The sequence below is a fragment of the Streptomyces sp. NBC_01216 genome (assembly GCF_035994945.1).
Lineage (GTDB): Bacteria > Actinomycetota > Actinomycetes > Streptomycetales > Streptomycetaceae > Streptomyces.
On the sequence record NZ_CP108677.1, the window covers coordinates 6,814,233 to 6,831,124 of the forward strand.

Here is a 16,892-nt window from a genome sequence, read left to right on the forward strand (position 1 = left end):
GCACCCATCATGAGCACCGACGTGAACCAGAAGTTCAACGACCAGCGCCGCGCCCTCGTCTCCGCCGCCCGCGCCCGCCGCCGCCCGGACGGCGCCTACGTCTCCACCGTCGGCTACGACGACGGCGAGGTCATCGGCCGCGACGGCCTCGACACCACACGCGGCGAAGCCGCCCTCTACACCAGCACCCCCGCGTGGCACGGCCTCGGCACCGTCATCCCCGGCGGCACCAGCAGCGTGGACACCGTACTGCGCGCGGGCCGCATCGACTTCGACGTCGACAAGCGGCCCGCCGAGTTCCTGTTCAACGGCACCCGCCGCATCGTCCCGGACCAGTTCGTCAACGTCCGCACCGACACCGGCGACCCCCTCGGCATCGTCGGCGCCCGCTACACCCCCTTCCAGCAGCGGCAGGTGTTCGGCTTCCTTCAGGACCTTGCCGACAACCACAACATCCTGTGGGAGTCCGCCGGAGCCACGCGCGGCGGTCGCCGGGTCTTCATCACCATGCAGATCCCCTCCAGCATCGTCATCGACCGTGGCGGCCTGGACGACGAGATCCGCCTGTTCATCGTCGCCGTCAACTCCCACGACGGCTCCTCACAGATGGAGGTCCTGGCCACCCCCTGGCGGGTCGTGTGCGGCAACACCGAACGCTTCGCCCTCCGCGACGCCGTCTACCGGTGGTCCATCCGCCACACTGCCGGAGCCCTCGACCGCCTCGAGGAAGCCCGCCGCACCCTCGGCCTGACCCTCCGCTACGCCGGACGCTTCGAGGCCGAACAGAACGCCCTGGTGCGCACCGACCTCGCCATCGACGACTTCCACGCTGTCATCGCCGCCCTGTGGCCACTCGACGACGATGCCACCGACCGGGCCCGCCGCTCCGCGCAGCGCCGCACCGACCGCCTCGACGCCATGTTCCGCACCGAGAGCACTCGAGTCGGCCGCAACGCCTACGCGGGGGAACGGGCCATCACCGACTACCTCGACCACATCGCCCCCCGCCGCCCCGGCCAGACGATGAGCGAGGAGATCGCCCGCGCCACCGCCCTCATCGAGGACACCGACGGCGCCCGCAAGACCCAGGCACACCAGCGGCTCATGCTCCTGCGCCGCTGACCCCGAACCGGCGGCCCGGCACCCCCCGGCCGGGCCGCCGCCCCCGGGGCCGCGCCCACGACCGGCCCCTCCCCGGGCGCGGCCCACCAGCCTCCGTAGCTCAGTGGCAGAGCAGCGGTCTTATACCCCGCAGCGCGCCGGTTCGAGTCCGGCCGGAGGTACGCCAGCACCAGGAACGGACGTGCCCATGAACCACTCACCCGCCACCCCGCCCGACGTCGCCGCCGCCGTCCTCGACGCCATCCTCGCCCGGCCCGACACCTTCAACATGGCCACCTGGATCGACGCCGACGGCCCCCTCGCCCCCGACGACGAACCCGACTGCGGCACCACCCTGTGCGTCGCCGCATGGGCCGCACACCTCACCGGCTGGACCGTCCACAACGACACCGCCACCCGCAACGGCGAAGCCCGCCGCATCGAGGACGTCGGCCGCGAAGCCCTCGGCCTCACCCACGAGGACGCCAACGCCCTCTTCCTCGCCGGCCCCTTCACCGCCACCACCACCCTCAAGTTCCTCGCCAAGCGCAGCTCCTACGCCCCGCCGACGGCCCCCCGCACCCGACGCCGCCGCACCCCGGAGTTCGCCCCCCACTTCCACGGCCTGGCGCCGACGCCACCTCACCCCAGGCCGGCCGACACCGACCACCCCACGGAGGCCCCCGCATGACCCCGGCCACCCTCACCCGGTGGGCCAGCGAGCACCCGGCCGCAGCCACCACCGGCGCAGCCCTCGCCCTCACCACCACAGTCCTGCTGCTCTGGCTCACCGCACGTACCCTGCGCCGCCGCACCTGGCCGCCCACCCCCGTCCTCGTCGCGGCCGCCGGCGCCGCCGTGTGCACCGCCTACAGCGCCGACACCAGCTGGCGGTTCGCCGCGCACCAGCTCGGCATGCGCGACATCACCGAACGGCTCGTCATGTTCGCCGCGGCCGAGCTCGCCCTGTTCGGCTGGGCCGTGATCGCCCGCGCGAACAAGCGGGCCACCGCCACCGCCGAAACGGCCGGATCGCCGGGCGCCGCCGGGGCCCTGATGTGGGTCATCACCGGCGTCCAGGTCATCCCCGCCTACTCCGAGTCCGGGATCGTCGGCGGCACCGTCCGCGCCGTCATCGGCCCGCTGATGGCCGCGCTGCTGTGGCACCAGGCCATGGGCCTCGAGATTCGCATGGCCCGCCCGGCGACGCTCTCCACGGGCCTGCTCGCCGTCCTTGGCCGGGAGGCCCGCACACGGCTGCTGTCCTACCTGGGTGTCGCGGCGCGGAACCGTACCGCGGAGCAGATCACCCGCGACCGGGCTACCGCTCGCGCCGTACGCCTCGCCTCCCGGCCCACGCTCCGCGCCTGGGGCCGCCGCCGCCTCGAGGCCGCCGTCGCCCGAGCCGGCGTCGGCGCCGACGAGGAGCAGCGCACACGACTCCTCGAGGACCTCGCCGCCCGCCGCCACGCCATCGAGCTGGCGACCGTACCTCTCACCTCCCCTTGGACAGGTACGCCCGCACCCGCCCCGGAACCCGGACCGGAGTACGCCCGCACCCCTCTCGGCGTGACCGGCGCGGAGCTACGCACCGTGCACCCGCTCGATGCGGTCCGCACCGCGCCCGCCGAGCTCGCCTCGCTGTGCACGGAGTACGGCGTGCCCGTCTCCGAGGCGCAGGTCCGGGTGGCGACGGTCGCCGGACCAACGCCGCCCGCCCGCGCCGCGGCCCCGCGCCGCACCGGCCCGGCGACCGCCCCCGCGCTGCACCTCGACCTCGTCACCGGCGAGGAGGTACACCCCGAGGCGCGGTGCCGTGTGCCCGTCCTCGAACTGGCCCGGCCGCCGCGAGGCCGCACGGTCCACGCCCGCGTGGACGCACCGGCCACCGCCCCGGACGACCTCATGTCCCGGGCCCGCGTCATCGACGACGAGTACAGGGAGAAGTACGGGCGGGTCGCGTCAATTCGCGCGCTGAAGACCGGCCTCGGCGTCGCACAGGACACGGCCCGTCAGGTTCAGGACCGCCTCCGCGACAACTCGGCGGAGGCCCGGCCGTCGCCGGTCTCCCCGGCGGCCTCCGCTGGCTCGTAGCCCGGCGTCCCGGGGCGCCCGTCCGGAGCAGTCCGGATGCGTCCGGCGCTGTCCGGGCGCACGCCGAACGTACGAACTCTCTGGAAAACACGTTGGCCTTCAGCCGGCGTGTAGCTACGGTGAAGCCCACAAGCACCTCCCGGTGCGCAGGACACGGTTACTTCTTCAGGTGAAACACCGTGCCCCACCTTGATCTCGGGAGGCATAAGCATTGGGGTGCCCGGTGCGCAGGCAACGGTTACTTCTCCTGCTAAGAGAGTGACCCGGGTTCGAATCCCGGCCACCGGTCCTTCCGGAGGTAGCTCAGCGGCCCAGAGCGCTTCGTCACCGTCGCCGACTTTGATCTCGGGCACCCCACGCTTCGTCTCCCCCTCCACGTGAGGGGTTTTCTCATGGCTCGCTTCAACCTCCGCGGCACCCGCCCGGCCGCCAGCTCGCCTGTGACCACGACCGGGGAGCAGGGCCGCACTCACGAGGGCGGCACCGGCTACCTCCGCGACGAGAAGAGTGAGCTGTTCCTCCTGGCCGTCGCCAACACCGTCGGCACCGACACCTTCTACGAGAAGGCGGGCGCCCGCGACGACCGGTATGCCGCCCTCGTGCGGAAGCTCGCCGTCGACGACCCCGCATGGACCGCCGGCCTGCTGCGGTGGCTCCGCGGCGACGGCAACATGCGCACCGCGTCGCTCGTCGGCGCCGCCGAGTTCGTCCACGCCCGCCTCCAGGCCGACGGCGCCGCCGCCCGCGTGCCGGGCCCGATCGCCGTCGACGGTGCAGCAGCCTGGTCGAACCGTGCCGTCATCAACTCCGTCCTTCAGCGCCCGGACGAGCCCGGCGAGCTCCTCGCGTACTGGACCGGACGCTACGGCCGGCGCCTCCCGAAGCCGGTGAAGCGCGGCGTGGCCGACGCCGTCCAGCGCCTCTACACCGAGCGGGCACTCCTCAAGTACGACACCGAGGCCAAGGGCTACCGCTTCGGCGACGTCCTCGAGCTCGTCCACGCCGCCCCGCACCCGGACCGGCCCTGGCAGGGGGCTCTGTTCAAGCACGCCATCGACCGACGCCACGGCCGCGGCAACGACATCCCGCCCGGCCTGCACATGCTCACCAACCGGGCGTGGCTCCACGCCCTCCCGCTCGACGACCGGCGCGCCGCGCTCCGGGACCGGCAGAAGCTGGACGTCCTCGAGCAGGCCGGGATGACGTGGGAGGCCCTTGCTGGCTGGCTCCAGGGCCCCATGGACGCCGAGGCGTGGACGGCCGCCATCCCCGCCATGGGCTACATGGCGCTCCTGCGGAACCTGCGGAACTTTGACGAGGCCGGCGTCCCCGACCAGGTCGCAGCCAGCGTGATCGCCCGCTTGGCCGACCCGGAGCAGGTCGCGCGGTCGCGGCAGTTCCCGTTCCGGTTCCTCGCCGCGTACCAGCACGTCCCCTCGCTGCGCTGGGCCTACGCGCTGGAGACGGCGCTCGGGCATTCCCTCGCGAACGTCCCCCGTCTGCCGGGCCGGACGCTCGCCCTCGTCGACCGGTCCGGGTCGATGTTCGGCGGGATCTCCGAGCGGACGAAGCTGAACCGGGCGGACTCTGCCGCGGTCTTCGGCGTCGCCCTCGCCGCCCGCGCCGAGCAGGCAGACCTGGTGGAGTTCGGCTCCAGCAGCCGGCCGGTGCCGTTCGCGAAGGGCGAGTCGCTGCTCCGTGTCCTCGAGCGCTTCCACGACCTCGGCGGCACCAACACCACCGCAGCAGTGCGCGCGCACTACGCCGGGCACGACCGCGTCGTGATCGTCACCGACGAGCAGGCCTCCTACAACTGGGCCGGGAACCCGACGGACCAGGTGCCGGCCAACGTGCCCGTATACACCTGGAACCTCGCCGGGCATCAGGCCGGGCACGGCCCGTCCGGCCGGAGCAACCGCCACACCTTCGGCGGTCTCACGGACGCCGCGTTCGGCATGATCCCGCTCCTCGAGGCCAGCCGCGACGCCCACTGGCCCTGGGAGCAGCGGCCGTAGCGCGCGTCGGGGCGCCGGCGCGGATGGGCAAGCGCCCTCTGATCCCGGTGTTCGGGATCAGAGGGCGCAGCCGCGTAGGCCGTCGCTACGGGCGAAATCCCCATCCTGAGTCGTTCGTCATCGCTCGCTCCTTGCTACCTGCCGCACGGGCCGGGCTGGCCGGTGTGCCGTGACCGCACCCGCAGCACCGAGCCGAGGACAGGGGCGCCGCGTTCTTCGTCAGCGTGGGCGACCATGGGACTCATGATCAGCGCCGCCGACTCGGGTCACCGTCCGCTCGTCACGACCGCCATGGCCGCCTACTCGCTCGGCATGACACCCGCCTCGTTCCGCTCCTGGGCGCGCCGCCACGGGATCACCGCGGCCGACTACCGGCGCGCGCCCGGCAGCACCGGGCAGGCCACCGCGCTCTGGGATCTCGCCGACCTGCGGAAAGTTGTCCTCAAGGACGCCGCTTGACCGATCACGCAGTGCCACGCATCATCAGCCATGGTGCAGGTAGTGCGTCATGGGGCCCAGCCATTCAGCGGGGCCCCATTGCGTTCCGCTTCAACTCGCCAACGTCCAGGCGGCGTTGACTGGGCGGGTCACCGCATCCCGTAGCTGTCCGGACCGCGCGCCGTGTGCCCCCTGACCGAGAGGAGGGGGCGCCTCGTGCGAGTTCGCCGTGCCCTCGCCGCGTTACTGCTCGCCGTGACCACGCTCCTCACCGGCGCCGCCCCGGCCGAGGGGACACCCGGCCCCGCGCCGGCCGCGTTCACCATCAGCGGTGTGGACCTGCACGACACCGTGATGCGCGAGTACGACGGGACCTACTACCTGTACGGCACGATGTACGGCTGCGGATTCCGCTGGGGCACCAGCGGCACGCCCTGGTGCGGCTTTGGAGTGTCCACCGCGCCCGCATCCACCGGCCCCTGGACGCAGCCACAGGTGCTGTTCGACCCCGCCAGCCTCGACCCGTGGGCGCAACGGTCCTGGCAGACCACCTGCGGCGGCACCGGCCAAGGCTGCTTCAACCCCCGCATGATCCGCCGCACCGGCTGGGGCGCCGACGACGGCGTGTACATCCTGTGGTTCAACGCACCGAGGCACTGGTCCGACTCCTACGCCAACGCCTACAACGTCATGGGCTGCGCAGGCCCGTCCGGACCCTGCGGGCAGGGTGCCGTCCCGAACGGCTCCTACAACAAACCCGCCCTGTCGATCTGCGGCGGGAACGGGGACTTCGGCCTCATCGACTCCGGCACCCCCGGCGGCCGTCCCGCGATCGTCTGCACCCAGCCCGGCGCCACCGAGCTCCGCATTGAGCAGCTGAACCACTGGGGCAGTGGGGGCACCGGCGTCGGCGTCCGCCGAGTCGCCGGACTCGGCGGACACGTCGAAGGGCCCGGCGGCTGGTGGGACCCCGAGCAGCAGCAGTACGTGCTCACCTACTCCGATCAGGGCTGCGGCTACTGCGCCGGCACCCCGATCGGCTACGCCACATCCCCCAGCCTCTACAGCGGCTGGACCGCCCCCGGCAACGTCGGCTGGGGCGCACCCGCCTACGCCCGGCGTACGTTCAGCACCGCGTCCTGCGGCGGCCAGCCGCGCACCGTCACCGTCCTCGACGGACAGCCCTGGCAGATCATCGACCTGTGGCTCGGCACCGAGAACGAGACCGCGGCCCCGACCCACCTCGTGCCCCTGCACTACACCCCGACCCCCGGCACCCCCGGCGACGGCCAGGTATGGCGGCCCCCGCTCACCCTCGACTGCTGACCAGCGACTCCGCCGTCCGGCGAAGGGGCACACGCCCCGGCCCCTCGAAGGCCCGCGACCCGGACGGCGGCCACACCCCCAGGAGGTGCCCATGCCGTTCCCCTCCGGCACCCCCACCGTCACGCTCGAGGGCACCCTGCCGTCCGCCGTCGCCGGGACCGCCTACACCGGCCGGATCGTCCTCACCCCGTCCGCCACCCTCGTCGACGCCGACAACAACGCGATCTACCCCGGCGGCGGCCCCGTCGCCCTCGACACCAACGGCCAGTTCAGCGTCGAGATCCTGCCCTGCGACGCCGCAGGCATCGAACCGGCCGGATGGCTGTGGCGCGTCGACCTCCAGCCCACCGGCGGGCGCCGCCAGACATACTGGGCCAACATCATCGGAACCGGCACAGTGCAGCTCGCCGACTTCACGCCCGTGGACGCCCCCGACGGCACCCCGGGCGGCGGCACAGATGCGGCACTTGCCGCGCACATCGCCGCCACGACCAGCGTCCACGGCATCGCAGACACCAGCGCCCTCGAGACCCAGACCGGGGCACAGACCAAGGCCGACGGAGCCCAGACCGCAGCGACTACGGCGGCGTCCACAGACACCACGAACAAGATCACCGCACACGCAGGGGCGACCGACCCGCACGGCGACCGGGCATGGGCCACCGGCCAGTTCCTCGCACAGGCCAGCAACCTGACCGACCTGGACGACGCTGCCACGGCGCGCACCGCACTCGGCCTCGGCGGCTACGCCACGGCCACCCCGCCAGACCACGTCTTCGACATCACCGACCACGGCGCCGTCGGCGACGGCCAGGCCGCCGCCGACGGCGCCATGAGCAGCGCCTCCACCACCCTCACCTGCGCCAGCGGACCGTTCCAGCCCGCAGACGTCGGCAAGGCCATCCTCGTCAAAGGCGCGGCCGTCACCGGCGTCACCTCGCTCATCACCACCATCACCGCCTACACCTCGGCCACCGAGGTCACCCTGGCCGACGCCGCAGCACTCACGGTGTCCGGCGCCTCGGTCATCTGGGGCACCGACGACACCGCCGCCATCCAGGCCGCCGTCGACGCCGCCGAGAACTACCTGACCGCCGGTGCCACACACGCCCAGGTGTACTTCCCGCCCCGGCCCTACATCGTCGCCGGGCCCCTCGACAACACGCGGTCCGGGAACGGCCAGCTCGTGTTCGGGTCCATCGCCACCTCCGGTGTGAAGAAAATCCTCGAGTTCCGAGGCGCCACCGACGGCGCCGCAGCCGTCCGGCACTGGCAGCAGACCGTGCCCCAGTTCGCCGGATCGTGCCTGATCAGCCTCGGCGTATTCGCCTCCACCAGCGCCCAGACCACGAACCTGAACTCCGACGGCAACCCCGGCGTCATCAGCGGCCCCCAGGAAGGCTCCGGCTACGGCCAGGCCGCGAACTTCGCCAACATCATGGCCGTCATCCGCAACCTGGCCATCCTCACCACCCACAGCGCCTACGGCCTCACCTACGGCGCCTTCAACCTCTACGGCTGCGCCAACGCCCACATCGAGAACGTCGGAATCGGCACCGCAGGCACCGTCGCCGCCCCGAGCAGCGACTACACCAGCCCCAACGTCTTCGGCACCGGACTGTCCGTCGGCGCGCTGCTCCCCGCCCCGGGCAACAACGACCACGTCATGGTCAACAACCTGTCCGTCGGCGGCGGCTACACCTACGCCCTGTTCCTCACCGAGCACGCCCTCGTCACCCGCTACATGGCCCTGTACTGCTGGGCCGGGCTCGTCGCCGTCGGCACCTACGCCGGCAGCGTCGGCTCCGTACACGCCATGAAGGTTCTCTCGGCGAGCATCGAGGCGTGCACCAACCAGATCTACGTCATGGGCGCGGGCTCCGGCGGCGTCGGCCCCACCCTCGACATCGACCAGCTGTCCACCGAGTCCGGAACACCCACCTTCTCCGGCAACTCGTCAGCGGCCATGGCCGCGGCGAAGGGCATCATCCGCCTCACCGGCCTGTTCACCGAGTCCGGCGTGACCGTGTCCAACCCGACCGGCCTCAGGCTCGTCAACGGCCAGGTCGCCTACCCGGTGCGCACCGTGACCGGCGACACCACCGTCCGCGTCATCGACGAAGTCCTACTCGTCGACGCGTCCGGCGGGCCCGTCACCATCACGCTGATCAGCGCCGTCGCGACCCCGAACCGGTACCTCGTCAAGAAGACCGACAGCTCGGGCAACGCGGTCACCGTCGCCACCACCGGCGGCGAGACCATCGACGGCGCCGCCACCAAGGTGCTGTCCGCTCAGTGGGAGACCACGACCGTCATCCCGTCAGGGAGCAGCTGGTACGCCGTCTAGTCGTCCTCGCTACGCCACGGCCGGTTCTCGCCGCCCGGGCGCAGCGTTACATCGGGCGCCGGGCCCGTCCGCCGCTGACGGGCAGTCGCCGCGACCGCCCCGATCATCAGCAGACCGGCCACCACGAAAACCCAAACCGTATAGCCCGTCAGAATCCCGACGAACACCAGCGCCACACCCACCGCGACCACGCCCACCGCCGCGTCAGGCCCTGCCTTCTCCGCCATCGCACACCCCCAGGTTCGAGGGCCACACCATAGCGACAGGGGGTTGCAGATGCCCAGACGTGCAGGCTGGCGGGTGTGCTCCACCCCCGGCTGCCCCGAGTACACCGACCAGGGCGGCCGCTGCGTCGACCACCGGGCCGAGGCAGAGCAGCGCCGCGGCAGCGCCCGGCAACGTGGCTACGGCCGCGGGCACGAGAGCCGCTTCCGCCCCAGCGTCCTGGCCCGCCACCCCGTCTGCGTCATCTGCCGCACCGCCCGCAGCGTCCACGCCGACCACCACCCCCTCAGCCGGCGCGAGCTCGTCGCCAAGGGCCTCGACCCAGATGACCCCCAGTACGGGCGCGGGCTCTGCGGCCCCTGCCACTCCAGCGAGACCGCGCACCACCAGCCCGGAGGATGGAACCGATGAGCGACACACGCGTCGTCCTGCTCAAGCCCGGCGACCTCCTGCTCATCGGTAACGTCGGCAGCCTCGGCGATGACGACGCCATCCTCGAGGCCGCGAAGATATCCCAGGCGCTCAAGGAGAAGCTGGGGCTCGGCGGCCTGGTCATGTTCGAAGGCGACATCAACCTCGACGCCGCCAAGGGCCCGCGAGCATGAGCGGCTGGGACGAGAACGCTGACACCCCGCTGCGGAAGATCGGCGACGTCATCGACGGCCTCGGCATCGAAGCCACCGTCCGAGACGGCGAACTCGTCTCCGCCGCCCTCGTACTCCTCAAGGTCATCGACACCGACGGCGACACCCGCCTCAGCCTCGCCTACAGCGACGGCCTCGGCTGGATCGAGCGAGCCGGCATGCTCCGCATCGCCGAGACCATCGAGAACGCATCGAACTACCAGCCCCCGGAGGACCAGTGACCCAGCCGCTCACCATCCCTCCGGAGGTCGTCGAGGCCCACCGGGCAGAGCTCGCCGCCTGGGTCCAGGCCAACGGCATCGCCCCCTGCGACATCGCAATGGGCCACCCCCTCCACCTCTACCCCGGGGATGGGCACGGCGTCATCGTCTACCAGGCGTTCACACGCGACGCCCACGGACACAAGCAGCTCAGCCCCGACCGCACGGACGTCCTCACCGACACCCGCACCGCCCCCTGCCTGGTCCCGCTCCCGCCCCTCGCCCTCCTGCCCCACCCCAAGGGGTAGCAGGCAGCACACCCCACCCCACCCGCCGCCTCGGCCGCGCACCGACCGCACGCCGCCCCACACCACCACCCGCAACCAGCCACCCCAGAACAGCCACACACCACACCACAGTCGGCACCCACACCCCACGCTGCGCCACACCACAACAGCAGCAGCAGCGCAGCCGACCGCCGAGCTTGCCGACGAAGCACTCAACGCGCCGCTTCAGCGCGCCCTCAGCAGCGTCACGAGCCGGCCTCGACGCCGACGAGATCCACACGGCCGTCACCCTGAGTGACCTGGGCCTGGGGGGAGGCCCCCGACCATGATCGTCTGGCGGACCGCCGGGGAGGGCGATTCCTCCGTGTACGGGTCTGGGAGACCTGGGAAACCGGCGACCGGTGACCCTCCGCAACACCTGGCACCGCCGCGATGGCGGGGCCGAGACGTGCCGCGACGGCACAAGGAAGGTGAACCATGGCTGGAATGGGTCCGCCGCCGAAGAAGAACGCGCAGCGGCGCAACGCAGGTGTGGCCATGACCCGCTTGCCGGCCGAGGGACGGAAGGGCAAGGCTCCGGCGTGGCCGCTGACCGCGGACATCGTGACCGAGGCCAGATTCGAGGCGGCGGAGGCCGCGGTCGCCCGGCTGACTGACGAGCTAGCCGACGGACGGCTGACCGGAGCCCGTAAGGGCGCCGCGCAGCGCAAGTTGGAGGGCGCCCAGCTCGAGGCCGCCGTCCTGGCGAAGCGAATCGAGGGTCAGCGGGCCCTGGAGCTGAAGCTGTGGCGCGAGCTGTGGAGGACGCCCCAGTCCGTGGCGTGGGAGCGAATGAGCTGGACCCGGGACGTCGCCCAGTACGTGCGGTGGAAGGTTCTGGCCGAGATGGGCGATCTGGACGCGGCCAAGGAAGCTCGACAGCTGTCCGACCGTCTCGGCCTGACTCCGCTCGCGCTGCTCCGGCTCCGCTGGGAGATCGCCGACAGCGAAGCGGACGACCGGACGACGACCGGGCGCCGGAAGTTCACCCCGTCCACGGCGGCCGGTGACCTGGAGGACCCGCGGTCCCTGTTCCGCGTGGTGTAGGCGATGGGCGTACTCATCGTCCCCGGGGCAGATGAGGAGCCGTGGCCCACCCTCGGGAAGCAGGTGTGCGACCTCCTCGAGGTGCACTGCGTGCACGGCCCCGGTGACCTGCGGGGCCAGCCGTACCGCCTCGACGCGGAGAAGCGGGCGCTGATCTACGCCTGGTACGAGGTCTACCCGCAGGATCACCCGCGGGCCGGGCGGCGCCGCTACAAGCGGGTCGGCCTGTCCGTGCGGAAGGGCACCGCGAAGACCGAGCTGGCCGCCGCGGTCGCGTTCGCCGAGCTGCACCCCGAGGGTCCGGTGCGCTGCGACGGATACGACGCGCACGGGCAGCCCGTCGGCAGGCCGGTGACCGACCCCTACATTCCGATGGTCGCCTACACCGAGGAGCAGACCGAGGAACTGGCCTACGGCGCGCTGCGGGTGATGTGCAGTGAGGGCCCGGACGCCGATCTTTTCGACGCCGGCCTGGAGCGCATCACCCGGATCATCGGTGACGGGAAGGCGGTCGCCCTGGCGGCGGCGCCCGACTCCCGTGACGGGGCGCGCACGACGTTCCAGCATTTCGACGAGACGCACCGCTTCGTTCTGCCGCGGTTGAAGGCGGCGCATCAGACGATGCTGGCGAACATCCCGAAGCGCATGCTGGCTGACCCGTGGTCGCTGGAGACGACGACCACGTACACCCCTGGTGAGGGGTCGGTGGCCGAGGGGACGCACGAGTACGCCGAGCTCGTCGCCCAGGAGAAGACCAACGACCGGACCCTGTTCTTCTTCCACCGCGAGGCCACGCCGCGCGACGACGAGGACCTCACCGACGACGAGCAGCTGCGCGCCGCGATCCGCGAGGCGTCCGGGCCGGCGATCGCGATGTGGCCGGACTTCGAGGGCCAGGTCGACTACGTCGCCTCGCTGTACAACCAGCCGGACACGGACCGGTCGTACTACGAGCGGGTGTGGCTGAACCGCCGGGTGCAGGCCGGGCGGCAGGCGTTCGACGTCCTGCGGTGGCGCGAGGGCCTCGCGGCGCCGGACCTGGTCGTCCCGGACGGCGACGCCATCGCGGTCGGTTTCGACGGCGCCCAGTTCCACGACGCCACCGCGTTGGTCGCCACCCACCTTGAGACCGGGCACCAGTGGCCGCTCGGGATCTGGGAGTGCCCTGCGGACGCCAAGGAGTGGGAGTGCCCGGAGGACGAGGTCGACAGCACCCTGGTCGCCGCCTTCGACCGGTGGCGTGTGGTGCGCGTGTACGCCGACCCGCCGTACTGGGACGGCATGATCGTCCGCTGGAAGGGCCGGTGGGGCGAGAAGGTCGTCACGGAGTGGTGGACGAACCGGCTGAAGGCCATGGCGTACAGCCTGCGGGCCTACCAGCGGGCGATGAAGGCCGGGGACGTCTCGCACGACGGCAGCGCGGACCTGGCCCGGCACATCGCGAACGCCCGCAAGAAGAAGCTGAAGATGCTCGACGAGGACGGGCAGCCGCTGTGGGTCATCGAGAAGGAACGCCACGACTCCCCGTTCAAAATCGACGGCGCGATGGCCGGATGCCTGTCCTGGGAAGCGCGCTCCGACGCCCTGAAGGCCGGTCAGGGCCGCCCGAAGAAGAAGTCCAAGATGATCGTCCTGCGGTGAGAGCGAGGTGAGCCATGGAGCGCACCGAGCAGCAGTGGCTGACGCACCTGATGCAGTGCCACGACCGGGAGAAGCCCCAGCTGAGGCTGATGGACTCCTACTACGAGGGCGAGCAGCCGCTGTCGTACCTGGCGCCGGAGCTCCAGGCAGAGATGGACGACCGGGTCCGCCAGGTCGTCGTGAACTGGCCGATGCTCGTCGTCGACGCCATCGAGGAGCGCCTGGACGTCGAGGGTTTCCGCTTCCCCGATGAGGCGGAGGCCGACACGGAGCTGTGGCGGATCTGGCAGGCCAACCGGCTCGACGCCCAGTCCCACCAGGGGCACCTGGACGCTTTCATCCAGCGCCGCTCCTACGTGATCGTCGGCGCCCGGGAGGACGACCCGGCGACGCCGCTGATCACGGTGGAGTCCGCAATGGACGTGTACGCGGAGCACGACCCGCGGACCGGCGCTGTGGTGGCCGGGGTGAAGCGCTGGTGCGAGGAGCCGGAGGGGGCTTCGCCGGTTGATCACGCCACGCTGTACCTTCCGGGCGTCACGTCGTGGTGGCTGAAGGGCGAGGACGGGGTGTGGCGGGAGGACCCCGGCTTCGAGCGGGACGAGCATGAGCTCGGTGAGGTGCCGATCGTGCCGTTGGCGAACCGGGCCCGTCTGAAGAAGCCCGGCGGCGTGTCCGAGCTGAAGTCGGTGATTTCGCTGTCGGACGCCGCCTGCAAGATCGCCACCGACATGATGGTGTCCGCCGAGTACCACGCCACCCCGCGCCGGGTGGCGTTCGGGTTTGGCGAGGAGGACTTCCAGGACCAGAGCGGCCGGCCCGTCTCGGCGTTCTCGCGGATCATCGGGCGGGTCTGGGCGACCGAACGGCGCCGCGGCTCCGGCGAAGACGGCGGCGCCGACGTCTTGCAGTTCCCCGAGGCGCAGCTGAAGAACTTCCACGACACGATCAACCAGCTGGCCCGGCTGGTCGCCTCGCTCGCCGGCCTGCCGCCGCACTTCCTGGGCTATTCCACGGAGAACCCTGCCTCCGCCGACGCGATCCGCTCCTCGGAGTCCCGCCTCGTCAAGCGGGCCGAGCGTCGGCAGCGGGAGTGGGGCGAGGCGTGGGAGCAGGTGATGCGCCTGGCGCTGCGGATCCGGGACGGCCAGTGGGACCCGCGGGTGCTGTCGCTGGAGACGATCTGGCGGGACGCCTCCACGCCGACGGTCGCGCAGAAGGCCGACGCCGCGGTGAAGAAGTTCTCGGCGAAGATCGTGCCGCTGCGGCAGACCCGCGAGGACCTGGGCTACACGCAGGCGCAGATCGAGCGGATGGAGGAGGCCGACGAGCAGGCCGCCGCGAGCGCCATGCAGCGCATCCTCGCCGGGGACATGGCCGCCCTGGAGGCCGGGACGAAGCCGGCCGACGACGACCCGGCCGACGACCCGCTGCCTGAGCCCGAGCCGGCTGGTGCGGCATGAGCGTGAGCTCGCCCGAGTCGCTGACCACGACGCAGCTGGCCGAGGCGTACTACGCGGCGCTCGCCGGGGTATCGCGGCGGGCCGCGGACCGGGTCCAGGCCCTGTGGCGCGAGCTCGACCGCCGGAACCTGACCGGCTCCTGGGACCAGCTCGTCGGACCGCGCGTGCTCGAGACCGTGACGGCCGGGCAGGCCGCAGCCGCCGCACTCGCCGACCCCTACCTGGACGCGGCCGTCGCCGCCGGCGGCGGCCCGGCGGCGGAGGCCGCCCCCCGGGTCCGCCCGGGCGGGTACGCCGGATACGCGGCGGACGGCCGGGCGCTCGACTCCCTCCTATACCTGCCGGTCATCACCACCAAGCAGGCGGTGGCAGCCGGGGCCGACGACGTCGAGGCGATGATGCGCGGCCTCAACCAGCTGCTCCGCATCGCCGCCTCGGAGGTGACGAACGCCGGCCGGACGGCGGCCGGCGCCGGGATCGCCGGGCGGCGCACCATCTCCGGCTACATCCGCGTCGCGACCGCCCCGTGCTGCGCCCGCTGCGCGATCCTGTCTGGGAAGGAGTTCGGCTGGAACGCCGGATTCCAGCGGCATCCGCGGTGCGACTGCATCCACGTGCCCGCAACGCTGATCGCCCGCTCCAGCCTGCGCCGGGGCTCCCTCGACCGCTCCGAGTTCGCGCCGACCGTCGGCCGGGGCGGGCCGCGCGGCTTCGTCGACCCCGACGTCTACTTCCGGTCGCTGTCCCGCCGGGAGCAGGACCGGATCTTCACCGCCGCCGGCGCCCGGGCGATCCGGGACGGCGCCGCCATCACCTCGGTCGTCAACGCCCGACGCGGCATGACCACCGCTACGGCGTACCGGCGACAACTGCGCGCCACCCGCGAGGGCGTCACCCGCCGCGGCGCCTACTACCGGTCGGAGCGCGCCCGGGCCATCGCCCGCGGCCAGGTCCCCGCCAGCGGCCGGGGCTTCCAACTCCGCTCCCCCCGTCTCCTGCCTGAGGAGATCTACAAGCTCGCCGAGTCCCGCGATGAGGCCATCGCGATGCTCCGGCGATTCGGCTACCTCGACTGAGGCAGCCGCCGTTCACCGGCCGTGCGCGACGCCCGGCCGTTCCCTGATCCCGCGACGGGAGACACACCGCATGAAGCTCCACAACCGCTGGCTGTCCGCTGCCCGGGGCACGGACTGGTTCAGCCTGTCCCGCCACGACGACCCCGATCCGGCCGCCCCGCCTGGCGGCGGAGACCCCGACCCGGCGCCGGATCCGTCCGGCGGCGGAGACCCGGACCCGGACCCTTCCGGAGACGACCCGCTCGGCGACGCCGGGAAGCGCGCGCTCCAGAAGGAGCGTGAGGCGAAGGCCGCAGCGAAGAAGCTGGCCCAGGCCGAGAAGAAGCGCGCGGACGACCTCGCCCGCAAGGTGGCCGAGTTCGAGGACCGCGACAAGTCCGAGCTGGAGAAGGCGACGACCGCCGCCGAAGCCGCCGCGAAGCGCGCCGAGGCCGCCACGAAGCGCGCCGTGCGCGCCGAGGTGAAGGCCGCCGCGGCCGAGTTCGCCGACCCGGACGACGCCGTCGCCTTCCTCGACCTGTCCGCCTACACCGACACGGACGGCGAGATCGACACCGAGCAGATCACCGCCGACCTGGCCGACCTCCTCGAGCGCAAGCCCCACCTGAAGAGGCAGGCCCCGGCACCGCAGCAGCCGAAGCAGCCGAAGCCCGACCCGTCGCAGGGGCCGCGCACCGACCCGCCGCCGGTCGACTACCGCACGGCGTCCCGCGAGGACTTCACGAAGGAGCTCGCGAAGTACGGGGTCAGGCTCCGCTCGTGATCCGAGTCCGCGCCCGCCTGGGCGACGGCCGCACCTCGATCGAGGTGCACGGCCACGAGGAGCACGCCGAGCAGGGGCGGGTCTGCGCGGCGGTGACCGCCATCACCCACACCGCGCTGCTGGGCCTGGAGCAGATCGCCCTTCAGCACCCGGACCTCGTGTCCGTCGAGATCACACAGGAGTAGA

Annotated in this window: 18 protein-coding genes and 1 tRNA gene; 18 read left to right on the plus strand and 1 reads right to left on the minus strand. The window is 72.2% G+C overall.

Features of this window, described 5'->3' with window-relative positions:
• Positions 1-9 precede the first annotated feature (9 nt).
• From OG393_RS30875 to OG393_RS30910, 8 genes are all read left to right on the plus strand, one after another.
• On the plus strand, positions 10-1,122 hold the full coding sequence (locus OG393_RS30875; protein ID WP_327377988.1) for a DUF932 domain-containing protein: 1,113 nt from the start codon (positions 10-12) through the stop codon (positions 1,120-1,122).
• Between the two features lie 89 nt (positions 1,123-1,211).
• Positions 1,212-1,283, plus strand: a tRNA-Ile gene (locus tag OG393_RS30880).
• A 26-nt stretch (positions 1,284-1,309) separates the two neighbouring features.
• Complete coding sequence (locus OG393_RS30885) at positions 1,310-1,792, plus strand: hypothetical protein (RefSeq protein ID WP_327377989.1); 483 nt, start codon at positions 1,310-1,312, stop codon at positions 1,790-1,792.
• On the plus strand, positions 1,789-3,195 hold the full coding sequence (locus OG393_RS30890; RefSeq protein WP_327377990.1) for a hypothetical protein: 1,407 nt from the start codon (positions 1,789-1,791) through the stop codon (positions 3,193-3,195). The genes OG393_RS30885 and OG393_RS30890 overlap by 4 nt, the downstream gene beginning before the upstream one ends.
• Positions 3,196-3,587: 392 nt before the next feature.
• Positions 3,588-5,210: a TROVE domain-containing protein gene (locus OG393_RS30895; protein ID WP_327377991.1), complete on the plus strand. Its 1,623-nt coding sequence runs from the start codon at positions 3,588-3,590 to the stop codon at positions 5,208-5,210.
• Between the two features lie 243 nt (positions 5,211-5,453).
• Positions 5,454-5,669 carry a hypothetical protein gene (locus tag OG393_RS30900; protein ID WP_327377992.1) on the plus strand — a complete coding sequence of 72 codons (216 nt, stop codon included), beginning with the start codon at positions 5,454-5,456 and terminating at the stop codon, positions 5,667-5,669.
• A 195-nt stretch (positions 5,670-5,864) separates the two neighbouring features.
• On the plus strand, positions 5,865-6,974 hold the full coding sequence (locus OG393_RS30905) for a hypothetical protein (protein ID WP_327377993.1): 1,110 nt from the start codon (positions 5,865-5,867) through the stop codon (positions 6,972-6,974).
• 91 nt (positions 6,975-7,065) lie between these two features.
• Complete coding sequence (locus tag OG393_RS30910) at positions 7,066-9,321, plus strand: hypothetical protein (RefSeq protein WP_327377994.1); 2,256 nt, start codon at positions 7,066-7,068, stop codon at positions 9,319-9,321.
• On the opposite strand, the gene OG393_RS30915 is transcribed toward OG393_RS30910, so the two are convergent.
• The gene (locus OG393_RS30915; protein ID WP_327377995.1) at positions 9,318-9,548 is read right to left on the minus strand and encodes a hypothetical protein; all 231 of its coding nucleotides are present in this window, start codon (positions 9,546-9,548) and stop codon (positions 9,318-9,320) included. The genes OG393_RS30910 and OG393_RS30915 overlap by 4 nt on opposite strands.
• Positions 9,549-9,597: 49 nt before the next feature.
• Here OG393_RS30915 and OG393_RS30920 point away from each other — a divergent pair, with 49 nt between their 5' ends.
• The 10 genes from OG393_RS30920 (at position 9,598) to OG393_RS30965 (ending at position 16,891) form a co-directional block, all read left to right on the plus strand.
• The gene (locus OG393_RS30920) at positions 9,598-9,957 is read left to right on the plus strand and encodes a holin (protein ID WP_327377996.1); all 360 of its coding nucleotides are present in this window, start codon (positions 9,598-9,600) and stop codon (positions 9,955-9,957) included.
• Positions 9,954-10,151, plus strand: coding sequence for a hypothetical protein (locus OG393_RS30925; protein ID WP_327377997.1), 198 nt, complete (start codon positions 9,954-9,956; stop codon positions 10,149-10,151). The genes OG393_RS30920 and OG393_RS30925 overlap by 4 nt, the downstream gene beginning before the upstream one ends.
• Positions 10,148-10,411, plus strand: coding sequence for a hypothetical protein (locus OG393_RS30930; protein WP_327377998.1), 264 nt, complete (start codon positions 10,148-10,150; stop codon positions 10,409-10,411). The genes OG393_RS30925 and OG393_RS30930 overlap by 4 nt, the downstream gene beginning before the upstream one ends.
• Positions 10,408-10,698, plus strand: a complete 291-nt coding sequence (locus OG393_RS30935) for a hypothetical protein (RefSeq protein WP_327377999.1) — start codon at positions 10,408-10,410, stop codon at positions 10,696-10,698. Before OG393_RS30930 ends, OG393_RS30935 begins: the two co-directional genes overlap by 4 nt.
• 456 nt (positions 10,699-11,154) lie before the next feature.
• Entirely contained in the window at positions 11,155-11,763 is a 609-nt protein-coding gene (locus tag OG393_RS30940; protein WP_327378000.1) for a hypothetical protein, read from the plus strand.
• 3 nt (positions 11,764-11,766) lie between these two features.
• Positions 11,767-13,404 carry a terminase gene (locus OG393_RS30945; protein ID WP_327378001.1) on the plus strand — a complete coding sequence of 546 codons (1,638 nt, stop codon included), beginning with the start codon at positions 11,767-11,769 and terminating at the stop codon, positions 13,402-13,404.
• 14 nt (positions 13,405-13,418) lie between these two features.
• Positions 13,419-14,867: a phage portal protein gene (locus OG393_RS30950; protein ID WP_327378002.1), complete on the plus strand. Its 1,449-nt coding sequence runs from the start codon at positions 13,419-13,421 to the stop codon at positions 14,865-14,867.
• Positions 14,864-15,943, plus strand: a complete 1,080-nt coding sequence (locus OG393_RS30955) for a VG15 protein (protein ID WP_327378003.1) — start codon at positions 14,864-14,866, stop codon at positions 15,941-15,943. Before OG393_RS30950 ends, OG393_RS30955 begins: the two co-directional genes overlap by 4 nt.
• A gap of 70 nt (positions 15,944-16,013) precedes the next feature.
• Positions 16,014-16,706 (plus strand): hypothetical protein, encoded by a 693-nt coding sequence (locus OG393_RS30960; RefSeq protein ID WP_327378004.1) that lies wholly within the window; start codon positions 16,014-16,016, stop codon positions 16,704-16,706.
• On the plus strand, positions 16,703-16,891 hold the full coding sequence (locus OG393_RS30965; protein ID WP_327378005.1) for a ribosomal-processing cysteine protease Prp: 189 nt from the start codon (positions 16,703-16,705) through the stop codon (positions 16,889-16,891). Before OG393_RS30960 ends, OG393_RS30965 begins: the two co-directional genes overlap by 4 nt.
• The last annotated feature ends 1 nt before the right edge of the window (position 16,892 follow it).

Coding starts and splice junctions, on each gene's coding strand:
- OG393_RS30875 (WP_327377988.1), top strand. CDS start 10: ATGAGCACCGACGTGAACCAGAAGTTCAACGACCAGCGCCGCGCCCTC.
- OG393_RS30885 (WP_327377989.1), top strand. CDS start 1,310: ATGAACCACTCACCCGCCACCCCGCCCGACGTCGCCGCCGCCGTCCTC.
- OG393_RS30890 (WP_327377990.1), top strand. CDS start 1,789: ATGACCCCGGCCACCCTCACCCGGTGGGCCAGCGAGCACCCGGCCGCA.
- OG393_RS30895 (WP_327377991.1), top strand. CDS start 3,588: ATGGCTCGCTTCAACCTCCGCGGCACCCGCCCGGCCGCCAGCTCGCCT.
- OG393_RS30900 (WP_327377992.1), top strand. CDS start 5,454: ATGATCAGCGCCGCCGACTCGGGTCACCGTCCGCTCGTCACGACCGCC.
- OG393_RS30910 (WP_327377994.1), top strand. CDS start 7,066: ATGCCGTTCCCCTCCGGCACCCCCACCGTCACGCTCGAGGGCACCCTG.
- OG393_RS30915 (WP_327377995.1), bottom strand. CDS start 9,548: ATGGCGGAGAAGGCAGGGCCTGACGCGGCGGTGGGCGTGGTCGCGGTG.
- OG393_RS30920 (WP_327377996.1), top strand. CDS start 9,598: ATGCCCAGACGTGCAGGCTGGCGGGTGTGCTCCACCCCCGGCTGCCCC.
- OG393_RS30925 (WP_327377997.1), top strand. CDS start 9,954: ATGAGCGACACACGCGTCGTCCTGCTCAAGCCCGGCGACCTCCTGCTC.
- OG393_RS30930 (WP_327377998.1), top strand. CDS start 10,148: ATGAGCGGCTGGGACGAGAACGCTGACACCCCGCTGCGGAAGATCGGC.
- OG393_RS30940 (WP_327378000.1), top strand. CDS start 11,155: ATGGCTGGAATGGGTCCGCCGCCGAAGAAGAACGCGCAGCGGCGCAAC.
- OG393_RS30945 (WP_327378001.1), top strand. CDS start 11,767: ATGGGCGTACTCATCGTCCCCGGGGCAGATGAGGAGCCGTGGCCCACC.
- OG393_RS30950 (WP_327378002.1), top strand. CDS start 13,419: ATGGAGCGCACCGAGCAGCAGTGGCTGACGCACCTGATGCAGTGCCAC.
- OG393_RS30955 (WP_327378003.1), top strand. CDS start 14,864: ATGAGCGTGAGCTCGCCCGAGTCGCTGACCACGACGCAGCTGGCCGAG.
- OG393_RS30960 (WP_327378004.1), top strand. CDS start 16,014: ATGAAGCTCCACAACCGCTGGCTGTCCGCTGCCCGGGGCACGGACTGG.